Annotated in this window: 14 protein-coding genes and 1 other RNA gene; all 15 read right to left on the minus strand. The window is 38.8% G+C overall.

Annotation, left to right across the window (positions count from 1 at the left end):
• Positions 1–31: 31 nt before the first annotated feature.
• Positions 32–454: a DUF2000 domain-containing protein gene (locus tag EPL02_RS08715; protein WP_131887483.1), complete on the minus strand. Its 423-nt coding sequence runs from the start codon at positions 452–454 to the stop codon at positions 32–34.
• A complete protein-coding gene (locus EPL02_RS08720; RefSeq protein WP_131887484.1) occupies positions 454–1281 on the minus strand; it encodes an AraC family ligand binding domain-containing protein in 828 nt (275 codons plus the stop codon). Before EPL02_RS08720 ends, EPL02_RS08715 begins: the two co-directional genes overlap by 1 nt.
• 261 nt (positions 1282–1542) lie before the next feature.
• Positions 1543–1904, minus strand: a transfer-messenger RNA (tmRNA) gene (gene ssrA, locus EPL02_RS08725).
• A 138-nt stretch (positions 1905–2042) separates the two neighbouring features.
• A complete protein-coding gene (smpB, locus tag EPL02_RS08730) occupies positions 2043–2510 on the minus strand; it encodes an SsrA-binding protein SmpB (protein ID WP_076512327.1) in 468 nt (155 codons plus the stop codon).
• Positions 2511–2579: 69 nt separating this feature from the next.
• Complete coding sequence (gene rnr, locus EPL02_RS08735; protein WP_131887485.1) at positions 2580–4934, minus strand: ribonuclease R; 2355 nt, start codon at positions 4932–4934, stop codon at positions 2580–2582.
• Between the two features lie 85 nt (positions 4935–5019).
• Positions 5020–5760 (minus strand): alpha/beta hydrolase, encoded by a 741-nt coding sequence (locus EPL02_RS08740; RefSeq protein WP_094911133.1) that lies wholly within the window; start codon positions 5758–5760, stop codon positions 5020–5022.
• 273 nt (positions 5761–6033) lie between these two features.
• The gene (gene secG, locus EPL02_RS08745; protein WP_094911132.1) at positions 6034–6267 is read right to left on the minus strand and encodes a preprotein translocase subunit SecG; all 234 of its coding nucleotides are present in this window, start codon (positions 6265–6267) and stop codon (positions 6034–6036) included.
• Between the two features lie 179 nt (positions 6268–6446).
• Positions 6447–7742 (minus strand): phosphopyruvate hydratase, encoded by a 1296-nt coding sequence (gene eno, locus EPL02_RS08750; RefSeq protein ID WP_094911131.1) that lies wholly within the window; start codon positions 7740–7742, stop codon positions 6447–6449.
• 25 nt (positions 7743–7767) lie between these two features.
• A complete protein-coding gene (gpmI, locus tag EPL02_RS08755; RefSeq protein WP_131887486.1) occupies positions 7768–9300 on the minus strand; it encodes a 2,3-bisphosphoglycerate-independent phosphoglycerate mutase in 1533 nt (510 codons plus the stop codon).
• On the minus strand, positions 9300–10055 hold the full coding sequence (gene tpiA / locus EPL02_RS08760; protein WP_131887487.1) for a triose-phosphate isomerase: 756 nt from the start codon (positions 10053–10055) through the stop codon (positions 9300–9302). Before tpiA ends, gpmI begins: the two co-directional genes overlap by 1 nt.
• 186 nt (positions 10056–10241) lie before the next feature.
• Positions 10242–11426 (minus strand): phosphoglycerate kinase, encoded by a 1185-nt coding sequence (locus tag EPL02_RS08765; RefSeq protein ID WP_131887488.1) that lies wholly within the window; start codon positions 11424–11426, stop codon positions 10242–10244.
• A 306-nt stretch (positions 11427–11732) separates the two neighbouring features.
• Positions 11733–12740, minus strand: a complete 1008-nt coding sequence (gene gap / locus EPL02_RS08770; RefSeq protein ID WP_025907458.1) for a type I glyceraldehyde-3-phosphate dehydrogenase — start codon at positions 12738–12740, stop codon at positions 11733–11735.
• 46 nt (positions 12741–12786) lie between these two features.
• The gene (locus EPL02_RS08775; RefSeq protein ID WP_094911128.1) at positions 12787–13815 is read right to left on the minus strand and encodes a sugar-binding transcriptional regulator; all 1029 of its coding nucleotides are present in this window, start codon (positions 13813–13815) and stop codon (positions 12787–12789) included.
• A gap of 133 nt (positions 13816–13948) precedes the next feature.
• Positions 13949–14197, minus strand: a complete 249-nt coding sequence (locus EPL02_RS08780) for a glutaredoxin family protein (protein WP_094911127.1) — start codon at positions 14195–14197, stop codon at positions 13949–13951.
• 25 nt (positions 14198–14222) lie between these two features.
• Positions 14223–15530: an RNA polymerase factor sigma-54 gene (gene rpoN / locus EPL02_RS08785; RefSeq protein ID WP_131887489.1), complete on the minus strand. Its 1308-nt coding sequence runs from the start codon at positions 15528–15530 to the stop codon at positions 14223–14225.
• Positions 15531–15820 lie beyond the last annotated feature (290 nt).

Genomic DNA, 15820 nt, shown 5'->3' on the forward strand with positions numbered 1-15820 from the left:
TTTACTCCTCCTTACTTTTCTTCATTGCTTACTATCTTAGTAGAGCAATATCCCCTGTTAGGCTGTTTACCTTTTTTGTATCTCCGTATATACCTAAACCAAAATAGCGATAATCAACTTTAGACATCGTTTGTAGCTTAGTAACATAGTCTTCATATGTTTTACAACGTTGCGCAGCATCTGAGAAATCTACCACTATTAAGTCTAAGAATGGCTCTGTTATTGTCTTATCTTTTAGGTTGCTGAGGAGTTCTGTAGTTCCTTTTAAAATTGGGATAGGCGCCTTCACAATACCTAAATGTTCAATACCAGAGCCATCTACCACATTATCCCCTATCATATCTGCTACTTTAGCTCCCAGTGTGACCCCTAATATTGCTGCGGTGTTAGCAATTAAACCTAAGGGTAAATTCTCATCAATGACAAGCACACACTTTTTTTCAAAATGGCTCATTACCTGTCCCCTCTACTTCTAAAGATTTTCATATACTGCTTTGGCGTAAGGCCAATTAGCTTTTTAAAACACTTTGTTAAATGACTCTGATCACTAAAACCAGTTAAAAAAGCAGTCTCAATGGGCTTAATGCCGTGTTCTAACATGTGCTTTGCTTCATTTACTCGAATGGTTTCTAGATATCTGTAAGGAGAAATTTTCTTTTGTTTAATGAAAGATCTTAGTAAGTGATATTTGCTCCAACCTATTAACGCACTTAAATCATTAAGAGTTATGGCCTTTGCATAATTTTCCTCTAAATAGTCACATACATCTTTAATTTCATGAGAGATTTCATGGTTAGGTGCAACAACTTTAAGGTCAGAACACGCTTGGATTAGTTCTTCTAATAAATGGAGAAATAATTCTTCTTTTTTAAATTCCGTTTCTCCCTCTAGAATCTTCAGGTGTAACTCTTTTAAACTGTGTACAATCTCGCTTTGAAATAAAACGCTTTGATTGAAGATTGGAAGACGCTCGCTACCAGTAATCTCGAGCATTGCTTTGCTCATGACTTCTGACTTTACATTAATACAGCGATAGTCCAACGTTTTGTTATCTATTTGCTCGCAGCTATGTGTGTCATAAGGATTGAATAACAATAAGTCTCCAGGATTAATGGTATATTCATTCCCTTTACACTCCAGGTGACGCTGTCCTTTTTCAATAAAGCCGATGACATAATACTCATGAAAGTGTGCCGGAAACTTTTGCATAATTCCTTTAAACTGATAGGCTTCAATATTTAAATCGGGATCAAGATAAGCAGTCCGAATCTCATTTGACATGTAGCTACCCTCCTATAATGTAATGAAAGTTTTAAAATAACATTTACTTTTACTTTTTTCTTGTATGATGTTGCGCTTAATATAGATATTGCATTGTTAAATAAAAATTAAATGCGTTTCTAATAGCGTAATTATAAAAAATTCAATTTGTAACACGAAGCCAGTTAACTAAATCTAAAATAAAAAAGAACCATAAAGTTGCAGCAAGTGCAGCTTTATGGTTCTTGTTATAAGTAAGGTTAGCCACCAAAATTATGTATTTGGTGGAGACGGTGGGAGTCGAACCCACGTCCAGAAATATCGCCACTTAAGCGTCTACGAGTGTAGTCAGCATATTCGCATTTCGCTCATTTATCTGCCTGCTGACAGGCGCCCAAAGAGCTAGTCTGATTAATCTCTTCCTTCGTCCTCAGACGGCGAACTCCGGCGTAGCCCACTTCAAGTGAGTCCCTTACCCTACCACATGGGCGATGGAGGGAGGAACCGCTAAGCTGTTATTAGGCAGCTAAAGCGAAGTTATTGTTAGATTTGCCAGTTATTATTGGCGTTGATGTTTTAACGAGGCCATCTCCTCGACTCGCAACCTAAGCTCGAACTATCCCTGTCGAATCCGTAACGTCCCCATTATGAAAAGGGAGTCGGAACGCGTAAGGTTTTTCACTTACAGCAGATAGCGACTTGTGTTTGCAAAAAGTCATCTAACGAATAACTATTTTTATTATAGCACAAAACAAGTATTTTGCAATTGTAAAATACTGTAACTATTCTTTTTGACGATCGCGGAAAGCTCGCTCTATATCGCGCTTTGCTTCTTTGCGCTTTAAATCTTCACGCTTGTCATATTTCTTTTTACCCTTACCAAGACCTAGCAAAACTTTAGCAAAGCCATTTTTTAAATAAATTTTTAAAGGTACGAGTGAATACCCTGTTTCCTTGGTATAGCCAATTAATTTATTGATTTCACGTTTGTGAAGTAAAAGTTTACGAGTACGCAATGGCTCGTGATTGTAACGGTTTCCTTGTTCATATGGACTAACGTGCATATTATGTAAGAATACCTCACCATTTTGAACGCGTGCAAACGAATCTTTTAAGTTTACGCGTCCGTTACGAATCGATTTTATTTCCGTTCCTTGTAGGACAATCCCTGTTTCATACGTTTCTTCAATGAAATAGTCATGCCTTGCTTTTTTATTTTGAGCAACTACTTTCCCTTCACCTTTTGGCATCCTAACTTCTTCCCCCTTTAATCACTCTGCGCGTGCTTAGAAGCAGCTGTTAAGGCTGCTTCCATTCACTTATTTACGCTTCTTCTTTTTCTTTTTAAGATTTGGTGCGCCTTCAAAGAATCTTTTCTTTTTCTTCTTTTTCGGCTTTTCCGTTGTCCATTCACCTTTTGAATCGCCCGCTTTATCTTTACGACGACCTCTACGGTCTCCTTTATCGTCCTTGCGTGATTTTTGTTTCATGTTAATCACTTTTGGACGGTCTTTGGACAAACGCTTTTGACTGGTCTTCATGCCGACAATAACAAAGTCAATGGCACGCTCGTCTTTATTCACATCAGCAACTTTAATTTCGATTTCGTCCCCGATACGGAACACTTTTCCTGTTCTCTCACCAATCATTGCATAATGACGTTCATCGTAGCGGTAATAGTCATCCGTTAAATCGCTAACATGCACAAGACCTTCAATTGTATTTGATAGCTCAACAAACATTCCAAAGTTTGTTACTGAGCTGATAATTCCGTCAAACGTTTCACCAATTTTATCTGCCATAAACTCGGCTTTTTTCATATCATCTGTTTCACGCTCTGCGTCAACTGATCTTCTTTCCATACTTGAAGAATGATCCGCAATTTCAGGAAGCTTTTCGCTCCATTTTTCTTGCGTTGCTTCATCGACTTGATTGTTGATTAAATACGTACGAATTAAGCGATGAACAATTAAATCTGGATAACGACGAATTGGAGACGTAAAATGCGTGTAGAACTCGGCTGATAGTCCAAAGTGACCAAGATTATCAGCTTGATATTTGGCTTGCTGCATCGAGCGTAACATTACTTTAGAGACGACCATCTCTTCTGGTGTTCCCGCCACGGCTTCTAAAATGTCCTGTAGCGCACGAGGATGAATGTCATTTCCAGTTCCCTTTACAGCATATCCAAAATTCGTAACAAATTCTAAAAAGCGATTAAGCTTTTCTTCTTTTGGATCTTCATGAATACGATACATAAATGGAACGTTCATCCAGTGAAAATGCTCAGCCACTGTTTCATTTGCTGCTAGCATAAACTCTTCAATCAATCTTTCTGATACAGAGCGCTCACGCAATACCACATCAGTTGGGTGACCATCATCATCAACTAATACTTTTGCCTCTTTAAAGTCAAAGTCGATGGCCCCTCGGTCCATACGCTTTTTACGAAGAATTTCTGCCAATTTTTTCATTCGTTCAAACATTGGAATCAGTTCTTCATAGCGAGCACAAACAGCTTCATCTTTGTCTGTTAAAATTTTATTAACATCGGAGTACGTCATTCGCTCAGTTGTTTTGATTACACTTTCAAAAATTTCATGATTAACAACTTCTCCGGCTGGCGTGATTTCCATTTCACAGGAAAGTGTTAACCGATTTACTTTTGGATTCAAGGAACAAATTCCGTTTGATAATCGGTGTGGAATCATTGGAATTACGCGGTCCACTAAGTAGATACTTGTTCCACGTTCAGCTGCTTCTACATCAATGGGTGAACCTTCTGTTACATAATGACTAACGTCTGCAATGTGAACACCTAACTTATAGTTGCCGTTTTCAAGCTCTGTCACCGTTACGGCGTCATCTAAGTCTTTAGCATCTGCGCCATCAATCGTAACAATCACTTGATCTCGTAGATCTCGACGACCTTTTATTTCGTCTTCTGAAATCGTTTCAGGTGTACTAATTGCTTGTTCTAAAGCATCTCCAGGAAATTCTTGTGGAAGACCATATTTATGAATAACTGAGATAATGTCGACACCAGGATCATTTTTATGACCTAAAATCTGTACAATTTTCCCTTCGGCATTCATGCGGCCCTCAGGGTAGCTTGTTAGCTCTACCACAACTTTGTGTCCTTCTGCCGCTCCGTTACGTGCACCCTTAGGAATAAAGATATCTCCGGCAACCTTTTTATCATCTGCAATAACAAACCCAAAGTTTTTACTTTCTGTGTACGTTCCAACAATCTGTTGTGTACCACGTTCAATTATTTTAACAATGGTTCCTTCACGGCGATTACCAGAGGACTCTGACAGCACGCGAGCTAATACAATGTCTCCATGCATTGCATTATTTGTCTCCGTGGGTGGAATGAAAATATCATCTGCTCCTTGCTCTTCTGGAACAACAAACGCAAACCCTTTGGCATGCCCCGTTACTTTTCCTTTAACGAAATTCATTCTTTCAGGTACACCATATCGATTGTTTCTTGCTCGAATTATAAGGCCTTGTTCTTCCATAATCACAAGAGCTTTTACAAAATCTTTAAACTCAGCCGAATCTTCAATCCCAAATTCTTTCTCTAATTCTTGGACCGTTAAAGGTTTATACGTTTCTTCTTTCATGAACGTCAACAAACGGTCAATGTACTGTTGGATTTCTTGTTCCATGTCTTTCCCTCCTTTTCGTTGTGCTTATCAATAACACCGTTTATTGAAAATAGCATTTATGCATCTTCATTTTTTAATTAGCCTTTTACCAATCTAATGCTTCTAAGAATTGATAAACATCTTCATGCAGCTGATCTCTTTCCTTATCTAACGTAATAGCATGACCTGATTCTTCATACCATTTAATATTTTTCACAGGTGACTCAACATTATTATAAATAATATTTGCACTATCTGTATTAATCATATGATCATTACGCGCTTGTACAACAAATGTTGGTGCATAAATCATATCAACAGAGTCCCTAACTTCGGAAATTAGTCCTTGTAGTGCGTTTAACGTATTCATTGGTGTTTTCTTGAATTCTTCCATCTCTTGCTGGATTTGATCTTCAGATTTCCCTTCACGCTTTTTATATTCGCGAGCGTACTCCAAAACACCTTCATACATAATTTCTTCACTTTTGATATACATAGGCGCACACATTGGAACAATACCCTTTATAGGTACAGTGTAACCTAATTTAAGCGAAAATACGCCACCAAGTGATAACCCAACCGCTGCAATGCTTTCATGACCACGATCTTTTAAGAACTGGTAGCCATCCATTACGTCTTTCCACCAATCTTCAGGGCCTGTATGTACTAATTCTTCAGGTGCTACTCCATGTCCTTTATAATGAGGTGCATGGCACGTATATCCTTTCTTTTCCAAGAAACGTCCAAGCATACGAACATCTGCTGAATTACCTGTAAAGCCGTGCAGTAACAATACGGCTTTCTCTCCACCTTCAAAAGTAAATGGTTTTGGTTGTGCAATTTTCATTTCAATTAACTCCTTTTTTCTATAATGTCTACAACTAGGAAGGAATCAGTCATTTTTTTATGTGATATGTCTCACACAACGTGACCTAATCATTGTGCTTGTCTATGTAATGCCATTTGCTCAAGCAAAATGGAATCTTTTTCATTAAACATCCATTATATCATTACATGAATTTAAAGTTAAAGAATTGAACACTTATGAAAAATACCACCTGATGTATACAACTTGGCACATACCAAATTCGTATACATCAGGTGGTATTTACAAACGAACTTACAGTTGAAAATATGATACCGCAAGCGTTAATAAGAAAAACAGCACGGATAATACAACCGTTAAACGGTGCAGTACTAAATCAAGTCCACGCGCTTTTTGCTTACCGAATAATGTTTCAGCACCACCTGAAATTGCTCCAGATAAGCCAGTGGATTTGCTTGTTTGAAGAACAACAACCACGATTAGCGCAATTGAAACAATAACTAGCAGCGTGATAAGAAATGGATGCATATGCTACCTCCTGTAGATAAGGAAAATAAATTGTTGCTATCTATACAAAATATTTTTATATGCTAAAAATCAGACTACTTTAAAGTAAATTTATCATAAAATGACTATTGGTACAAGTCAGGACAATAAAAAAAGATGGATGAAAGCTTTCATCCATCTTTTTTTATCAATCATATAACTTATTTCTTTAAGTTATAGAAAGATTTAGCACCATCGTATACAGCTAGAGCACCTAACTCGTCTTCAATACGTAGTAATTGGTTGTATTTCGCAATACGGTCTGTACGAGACATAGAACCAGTTTTGATTTGGCCAGCGTTTGTTGCAACAGCGATATCAGCGATTGTTGCATCTTCAGTTTCACCAGAACGGTGAGAAACTACAGCTGTGTAACCAGCGCGTTTAGCCATTTCAATTGCTTCAAATGTTTCAGTTAATGTACCGATTTGGTTAACTTTGATAAGGATAGAGTTACCTACACCTTGTTCGATACCTTGAGCAAGCTTCTTCGTATTTGTTACGAATAAATCGTCACCAACAAGTTGTACTTTACCACCGATACGATCAGTTAAAAGTTTGTGACCATCCCAGTCATTTTCATCTAAACCGTCTTCGATTGAAACGATTGGGAATTCGTTAACTAATTCTTCGTAGAAGTCTACCATTTCAGCAGAAGTTAAACCGTTGCGGCCTTCTCCAGCTAAATCGTATTTACCAGTTTCTTTGTTGAAGAATTCAGAAGAAGCAACGTCCATACCTAATTGGATGTCTTGACCAGCTTTGTAGCCAGCTTTTTCGATTGCTTCAACGATTACTTCTAATGCTTCACGGTTAGAACCAAGGTTTGGAGCGAATCCACCTTCGTCACCTACAGCTGTGTTTAAGCCTTTTGCAGATAATACAGCTTTTAACGCGTGGAATACTTCAGCACCCATACGGATTGCTTCTTTAAATGTAGGAGCTCCTACAGGTAAGATCATGAATTCTTGGAAGTCAACGTTGTTATCAGCATGAGAACCGCCGTTGATGATGTTCATCATTGGAGTTGGTAATTGCTTAGCGTTGAATCCACCAAGGTAACGGTATAATGGAAGACCTACGAAGTCAGCTGCTGCATGAGCTACTGCCATAGATACACCAAGGATAGCGTTAGCACCTAGTTTACCTTTATTTTCAGTACCATCTAGCTCGATCATAAGGCGGTCGATACCGATTTGGTCAGTTGCGTCCATACCTACTAATTCAGGAGCGATGATTTCGTTTACGTTTTCAACTGCTTTTAATACACCTTTACCTAGGTAACGAGATTTGTCACCATCACGTAGTTCTACTGCTTCGTGTTCACCAGTAGAAGCACCACTTGGTACGATTGCGCGTCCGAAAGCGCCTGACTCAGTGTATACTTCAACTTCAACTGTTGGGTTACCGCGAGAATCTAATACTTCGCGTGCATAAATGTCAAGAATTGTTGGCATTTTAAAACTCTCCTTTAAAAATCAATTATTTAATTAATGTTTTACCTGTCATTTCTTTTGGCTGAGCTACATCTAAAAGGTTAAGCATTGTAGGAGCTAAGTCACCTAGAATACCATCTTCACGAAGCTCTACGCCTTGCTTTGTTACGATAACTGGAACTGGATTTGTTGTATGAGCCGTCATTGGGTTACCTTCAAGCGTTACAACTTCATCAGAGTTACCATGGTCTGCTGTGATGATTGCTGTACCACCTTTAGCTAAAATCGCATCCACAATTTTACCTAGGCATTCATCGACTGTCTCAATTGCTTTAACTGTTGGCTCTAACATACCAGAGTGTCCAACCATATCTGGGTTTGCAAAGTTTAAAATAATAGCATCTTGCTTGTCCCCTTCGATTTCTGCAAGCAACGCGTCCGTCACCTCATAAGCACTCATCTCAGGTTTTAAATCGTATGTTGCTACTTTTGGTGAATCGATTAAGATTCGCTTTTCACCAGGAAACTCTGCTTCACGTCCACCGCTCATAAAGAACGTTACGTGTGGGTATTTTTCTGTTTCTGCAATACGAAGCTGCTTTAAGTTGTTTTGAGATAATACTTCACCAAGCGTATTATCCAAGTTAACAGGCTTGAAAGCTACATATCCGTTAACTGTTTCACTAAAGTGAGTTAAGCATACGAAATGTAAGTTTTTCGGATGTTTTTCACCGCGATCAAACGAGCGGAAGTCTTCGTTTGCAAACGTATTTGAAATTTGAATCGCACGATCAGGACGGAAGTTATAGAAAATAACTGCATCTTCGTCTTTGATTGTCGCAACAGGTGAACCGTCTTCTTTTGTAATAACAGAAGGTAAGACGAATTCGTCGTATACGCCGTTTTCGTAAGAGTCTTTTACGCACTCTTCTGGGCTTGTATAAGATGGACCTTCACCGTAAACCATTGCGCGATAAGCTTTTTCAACGCGCTCCCAGCGTTTGTCACGGTCCATTGAGTAGTAACGTCCTGAAAGTGTTGCAACTTCCCCAACGCCGTACTCTTCAATTTTTTCATTTAATTCTTTTAAATACTGCTCTGCAGATTGAGGTGCTACGTCACGACCATCTAAGAAACCGTGGATATACACTTTCTCTAGACCTTCTTTTTTCGCTAAGCGAAGAAGAGCATATAGATGCTCGATGTGACTGTGAACACCACCGTCCGATAAAAGTCCGAAAAGATGAAGGCTTGTACCTTTTTCTTTTGCGTGCTTCACCGCAGCTACAAGCGTTTCGTTTTTCTCAAACTCACCTTCGCGAATTGCTACATTCACGCGTGTTAAGCTTTGATAAACAATACGACCTGCACCGATATTTAAGTGTCCTACTTCCGAGTTACCCATTTGGCCTTCTGGTAGACCTACAGCTTCACCTGATGCTTGAAGCGTCGCATGTGGAAACTCGTTCCAGTAACGATCGAAGTTTGGTTTTTTTGCATGTTTAACTGCATTACCCTTTTCTTCATCACGTAATGCAAAACCATCTAAGATGATTAATGCTGTTGGTTTCTTGCTCATTACTTACCAGCCTCCAAAAGCTGTAAGAATGAAGCAGCTTCTAAGCTTGCTCCACCTACTAAAGCACCGTCAATGTCTGATTGAGACATGTATTCTTTAATATTAGCAGGCTTTACGCTTCCGCCGTATTGAATACGAACTGCATCTGCTACGTCTTGAGAGAATTGCTCTGCTACTACGCTGCGGATATAAGCACAAACTTCGTTTGCCCCTTCTGCAGTTGAAGATTTCCCTGTACCGATTGCCCAGATTGGCTCATACGCAATAACAACTTGTTTTGCTTGCTCGTCAGTTAAACCAGCTAACGCTTTTTGGACTTGGTTAGCTACAACTGTTTTTGTTTGATCTTGCTCATACTCTTCATTTGTTTCACCGCAACAAACGATTGGTGTTAAACCATGTTTGAATGAAGCGATTGTTTTTTGATTTACTGTTTCGTCAGTTTCAGCGAACATTTCGCGACGCTCAGAGTGACCTAAGATTACATAGTTCACGCCTAAGTCAGCTAGTGCAACTGGGCTTACTTCTCCAGTGAATGCTCCGCTTTCTTCAAAGTGCATGTTTTGTGCACCAATTTTTAAGTCTGTACCTTTAGTTGCTTCTACTAAGCGATCTAAAAATAATGCTGGAGCACATACTACTGATTCTACGCTCTCAGGAGATGGTACTGCTCCTTTTACTTCTTCTACAAAGCTTGTTGCTTCTGAAAGCACTTTGTTCATCTTCCAGTTTCCTGCAATGATTGGTTTACGCATGTGTAACACCGTCCTTTGTTTATTGTTGGTTTCCCTTCACTCACGTTGGATCAAAAAGAGGGTGCTGTTAAAAAGAGGTCGGTCCACACTCTTTTTATCTCTTTTATCTCCCACTCGTTACTCTTTTGATGTTCGTTTTTAGCATCAGTTTTCAGGTCGGTCCTCCATCCAACTGTTACGTTCAACTTACTTATCGTTTAGAGCAACTACGCCTGGAAGTTCTTTACCTTCCATAAACTCTAGTGACGCACCGCCACCTGTAGAAATATGGCTCATTTTATCAGCTAAACCAAATTTCTCAACAGCTGCAGCAGAGTCTCCTCCACCGATTACTGAATATGTGTCAGTTGCTTCAGCTAAAGCTTCCGCTACTGCTTTTGTACCATTAGCGAATGCATCTAGTTCAAATACACCCATTGGTCCATTCCAGATAACTAGCTTAGAATTTTTGATTACGTCAGCATAGATTTCACGCGTTTTTGGTCCCGCATCTAAACCTTCCCAATCGCTTGGAATGTTCTCAATTGATACCACTTGAGTGTTTGCATCATTTGAGAAGTCATCTGCTACTACCACGTCTACTGGCATGTAGAAGTTAACACCATTTTTCTTTGCTTTATCCATGAACGATTTTGCAAGATCAATCTTATCTTCTTCAAGAAGAGATTTACCTACTTCATGGCCTAGTGCCTTAATAAATGTGTAAGAAAGTCCTCCACCGATAATTAGGTTATCTACTTTATCAAGCAGATTATCAATTACATCGATTTTGTCTTTAACTTTTGCTCCACCAACAATTGCAGTGAATGGACGGTCTGGATTTGATAATGCTTTAGAAAGCACATCAAGTTCTTTTTCCATTAAGAAACCTGCTACTGCTGGGATATGGTGAGCAATTCCTTCAGTTGAAGCATGTGCACGGTGAGCAGCACCGAATGCATCATTTACGTAAACGTCTGCTAATTCAGCAAATGCTTTTGCTAACTCAGCATCATTTTTCTCTTCACCTGGGTAGAAACGTACGTTTTCAAGTACTAAAACATCGCCTTCGTTCATGCCGTCGATTGTTTTTTGTACATTTTCGCCAAAAGCTTCGTCAGCTTTTGCTACGTCTTTACCTAAAAGAGCCTGTAAACGCTCTGCAACAGCAGTTAAACGTAATTCTTCAACTACTTCGCCTTTTGGACGTCCAAGATGGCTAGCTAAAATTACTTTTGCACCTTGTTCTACTAGGTGTTGAATAGTAGGAAGAGCTGCACGAATACGAGTTTCATCTGTTACTTTTCCGTCTTTCATTGGTACGTTAAAGTCTACGCGACAAAATACTCGCTTTCCTTTTACATCGATGTCTTTCAACGTTTTTTTGTTCATCGTCAAAAGGCCTCCTTAAGTATTATGGGTACTAAGCAAGTAGGCTTCTATGTAAATCATAATATAGCTGGCTGCAGTAATTTTTCATACATTGGCGCCTTACAATATGAAAAATTCCGCGACTAGCAATAAGATGATGTTTATGCTTTAGAAGCCGATACATAAATCAAGGAAGAGGGGGGGTTCCCCTCTCTTCCTTAGCAAGTCTTATTATAGTATTTCTCATTTAAGATATCCAATAAAAAACAAAATAGTACCTTATGGGATATCTATCCAACTATGACTAAAGAGTCGCTTTCGCTTTTCTTATAGTCCTTTAGCAGCGATGTATTGAGCTAAGTCTACTACACGGTTAGAGTATCCGCTCTCGTTATCGTACCAAGAGATAACTTTTACCATGTTACCTTCCATTACCATTGTAGATAATGCGTCGATTGTAGAAGAGTTGATGTTACCGTTGTAGTCACCAGATACTAGTGGCTCTTCGCTGTAACCAAGGATACCTTTAAGATCGCCTTCAGCAGCTTCTTTAAGAGCGTTGTTTACATCTTCAACAGTTACTTCTTTGTCAAGTTCAGCAACTAGGTCTACTAGAGAAACGTTTGGAGTTGGAACACGCATAGCTCCACCGTTTAATTTACCTTTTAATTCAGGTAACACTAGAGATACAGCTTTAGCAGCACCAGTTGAAGTTGGGATGATGTTCTCAGCTGCTGCACGAGCACGACGGTAATCTTTATGTGGTAAGTCTAAGATTTGTTGGTCATTTGTGTAAGAGTGAACTGTTGTCATCATTCCACGTTTAAGACCAAACTTGTCGTTTAATACTTTAGCGAATGGCGCTAAGCAGTTAGTTGTACAAGAAGCGTTTGAAATTACGTTATGGTTAGCTGCATCGTATTTGTCTTCGTTAACACCCATTACGATTGTGATGTCCTCATCGCTTGCTGGAGCAGAGATGATTACTTTTTTAGCTCCTGCTTCTAAGTGCTTAGCAGCGTCAGCGCGTTTAGTGAAGAATCCAGTAGATTCAACAACGATATCTACGCCTTGTTTACCCCAAGATAATTGAGCTGGGTCACGCTCAGCAGAGATTTCGATTGTTTTACCATTTACTACTAAATTGTTGCCATCTACTACTACTTCTGCATCTAATTTACCGTGTACAGAATCATATTTTAAAAGATGAGCAAGCATGTTAGCGTCAGTTAAGTCGTTAATTGCTACTACCTCAACGTTATCGTTTTTTAAAGCTGCGCGGAATACGTTACGGCCGATACGACCAAATCCGTTAATACCAATTTTTACTACCATGGGTATTTCCTCCTTGAATGTAAAAAGTATTTTTTATAATCAGGGATTAATTAAAATCCCTTACTAACTCTTTTGCAGCACCTTCATCTGTAATGAGAATCGAATGATGTGCTTGTTGCATAAATGCTCGAATTGCCTTTGCCTTCGAAGAACCACCTGCTACTGCGATGACACATTTATTGTTCTTTAAATCATCGAGTTGTATGCCAACTGTTTTCACTTTATGAACAACTTCTCCCTTTTGATTGAAGTAGTATCCAAAAGCTTCACCAACAGCATGTCCTTTTTTGACTTTTTCTAAGTCTTCTGAAGATGTCCTTCGACGCTCCGCCATTGTCATAGCGTCTCCTATTCCATGAACAACCATACTTGCTGACTTAATTAATTGAATCATCTCCCGAATGGAAGGTTCCCCTACAATTGACTTGTAGGCTTCGTCACTTAGCTGGTCTGGCACATGAAGAAGACGATACTGACCCATCGATTTTTCAGCCATTTTTGCGCAAATAGTGTTCGCTTGGTTTTGAACATTTTCACCAAGCCCACCACGAGCTGGCACAAATAGAACATCAGGGTGCTTAATATCGGGTGTCATCATATTAGCAACAGCGGCAAGCGTTGTACCACCTGTAACAGCGACAATCTTTTTGGAATCAACAAGGCGCTCTTTGATGCACGACACAGCAGCTCTACCCATTTCGTTTTTAACAAAAAGTGAAGAATCGCTATCTCCAGAAACAACAACGACTTCTGCTAAAGAAAAAGTCTCTTTTAATGTTGTTTCCAATAATCGAAGTCCTGAAACTTCTTTCATTACGATTTCTAAATCGTGTAGCAGTAGCTCACCTTCTGTGGTAAGTGTCATTCCAGTTGTCTGCACATCGATTAAATCTTGCTCTTTCAAGAATGTAACCTCACTGCGTAACACACGCTCTGTTAATCCTAAACTAACAGCTAAGTTGCGTCTACCGATTGGTTGCATTAGACGTATGTACTGCAAGATTTGATATCGCTTTTGCATAACAGATAGAAGTTCAGGCAATAATTTTCGTTGTACTTCTATTAATGAACGCATGTTTAAATCTCCTTAAGGTGTAAGCTCGTTGGACAATCAAAGTCCCACATAGACATATTTTGTCCCACCTACGCAAAAAAAAATTCACCCTGTTACATTTTTTATTCTAACAGGAGTGAATCCTTTATTCAACTCATCTGATGGCCTTTTTCAAAAGTAAACGCTTTCTTATATTTTCTCTTTGAATTTTGCCATACATAACAACCTCACCATCAATTTCTATAACCGGAATCATAAGGTGAAATTGTTCTAGCAAACGTTCATCTAAGTAAATATCCTTTTCAATCACCCTAAAATCAAGGTCATGCTGTAAAGCAGTTAACATTTCTTTAGCTTCTTCACATAAAGGACATGTTTTTCTTGTATATAAAACAACCTGCATCGACATCACCTTCTTTTTAATCGGATTATACATAAACCTTTCTTTGACTAGATGAAGCAATGTTTAGCTGTTCACGGTATTTAGCTACCGTTCTTCTTGATATTTTCACATCATACTGTGTTAATAACTGATTCGTGAGCTGTTGATCAGATAAAGGCTTCTTTTTATCTTCTTTTTCTACTAACTGTTTAATAAGCTCTTTTACCGTCACGACGGAGGTTTCTTCAGTGTTACCCTGTTTTAAGCTCGCTGTAAAAAACGACTTCATAGAAAAAGTTCCAAAAGGTGTTTGAATATACTTATGCGTTGTCGCTCGACTCACCGTTGACTCGTGAACGTTAATATAGTCTGCTAGTTCCTTCATCGTTAATGGTTGTAAAAAAGATGGGCCATGTTGAAAAAACCTTTGCTGCTTTTCTAGTAGTCCATGAACAATTGCGTTTAGCGTCTGTTTCCGGGTCTGAAGTCCTTTTAAAATCCATTGAAACTCTCGGTATTTTTCTTGCAAGTATGGCTTAACCGCATGATTATCTTGAAGCGTTAAACTTTGTCTATACGCATCATTAACCGATAATCGGAAGTCCAGCTCTTCATTGGCGTAAGCGACTAGCTCATCGCCCTCTTTCTTTATAATATAATCGGGAATGATAAAGCGCTCTGCTTGAGTGGCATATAGTAATCCTGGACGAGGATTCAAACGCTTAATTTGATCATGGTATTTCTGAACTTGCTCAAGCGATATGCCGCACTCTTTTGAAATTTTATTCCACTTTTTATACGCAAACTCTTGAAAATATTCTGTCAAAATTATTTCTAAGTCATCAGAAAGCTGTCCGCTTTGCTCTAGCTGTATCAGTAAACATTCCTGAAGATTTCTTGCTCCTACCCCTATAGGATCTAGCTGTTGAAGGGAATTTAACACTATTTCCACTTCTTCCAAGGTGCAACTACATGCTTGTGCTACAAGCACTAAGTCCTCCTTTAGGTACCCATGCTCATCCAAGTTCTCAATCATATAGCAAATGATATCTTGTTCCTTCATCGTTAATTCCAAAAAAACAAGTTGACTTAGCAAATGCTCAGTTAATGTTTCTTGCTTAGAAGCAATTGAGTTTAGTAAGTCTTTATCATCATTAACACTTTGCTTATAAACTGAAGGTCTACTTGTAAATAACGGGGCATCACCAAAATCAATAAGTGGGTTTTGCATCGCTTGCTCTTGTATAAATGATGCAATATCCAGCGATGAATATTGTAAAAGAGAAATTGCCTGCGATAACTCTTTCGACATGGAAAGCTTTAAAGACTGCTGTTGAAATAAACCTACCTCCATTGTTTCTCCCTCCCACTGTTTATTCTACTTTGAACTTTGTCACTTAGCAACGCTTACAAGAAGAGTTAGAAGAAGAAATATATCGAAACAAAGAGAGGCTGAAAAATTACTAAATGGTTTCTTCCCTAAAGACAAATACTGACTTTTCTACAGTAGTTAGGGTGTAAGAATAAGTTCGTTTCATTGCGCTCCGTTATTTTTTTGTTTGCTTTCCGAACTAACAAAAAACACCCCAACTATCAACAGCTACTACTGCTGATGGTTCGGATGTATAATTAGCTGAAACGCTT

Source organism: Bacillus sp. CBEL-1, assembly GCF_004348885.1.
Lineage (GTDB): Bacteria > Bacillota > Bacilli > Bacillales > Bacillaceae_H > Priestia > Priestia aryabhattai_A.

Excerpts from the sequence above, each read along its gene's own strand:
- EPL02_RS08715 (WP_131887483.1), bottom strand. The coding sequence starts at position 454 with ATGAGCCATTTTGAAAAAAAGTGTGTGCTTGTCATTGATGAGAATTTA.
- EPL02_RS08720 (WP_131887484.1), bottom strand. The coding sequence starts at position 1,281 with ATGTCAAATGAGATTCGGACTGCTTATCTTGATCCCGATTTAAATATT.
- smpB (WP_076512327.1), bottom strand. The coding sequence starts at position 2,510 with ATGCCAAAAGGTGAAGGGAAAGTAGTTGCTCAAAATAAAAAAGCAAGG.
- rnr (WP_131887485.1), bottom strand. The coding sequence starts at position 4,934 with ATGGAACAAGAAATCCAACAGTACATTGACCGTTTGTTGACGTTCATG.
- EPL02_RS08740 (WP_094911133.1), bottom strand. The coding sequence starts at position 5,760 with ATGAAAATTGCACAACCAAAACCATTTACTTTTGAAGGTGGAGAGAAA.
- secG (WP_094911132.1), bottom strand. The coding sequence starts at position 6,267 with ATGCATCCATTTCTTATCACGCTGCTAGTTATTGTTTCAATTGCGCTA.
- eno (WP_094911131.1), bottom strand. The coding sequence starts at position 7,742 with ATGCCAACAATTCTTGACATTTATGCACGCGAAGTATTAGATTCTCGC.
- gpmI (WP_131887486.1), bottom strand. The coding sequence starts at position 9,300 with ATGAGCAAGAAACCAACAGCATTAATCATCTTAGATGGTTTTGCATTA.
- tpiA (WP_131887487.1), bottom strand. The coding sequence starts at position 10,055 with ATGCGTAAACCAATCATTGCAGGAAACTGGAAGATGAACAAAGTGCTT.
- EPL02_RS08765 (WP_131887488.1), bottom strand. The coding sequence starts at position 11,426 with ATGAACAAAAAAACGTTGAAAGACATCGATGTAAAAGGAAAGCGAGTA.
- gap (WP_025907458.1), bottom strand. The coding sequence starts at position 12,740 with ATGGTAGTAAAAATTGGTATTAACGGATTTGGTCGTATCGGCCGTAAC.
- EPL02_RS08775 (WP_094911128.1), bottom strand. The coding sequence starts at position 13,815 with ATGCGTTCATTAATAGAAGTACAACGAAAATTATTGCCTGAACTTCTA.
- EPL02_RS08780 (WP_094911127.1), bottom strand. The coding sequence starts at position 14,197 with ATGCAGGTTGTTTTATATACAAGAAAAACATGTCCTTTATGTGAAGAA.
- rpoN (WP_131887489.1), bottom strand. The coding sequence starts at position 15,530 with ATGGAGGTAGGTTTATTTCAACAGCAGTCTTTAAAGCTTTCCATGTCG.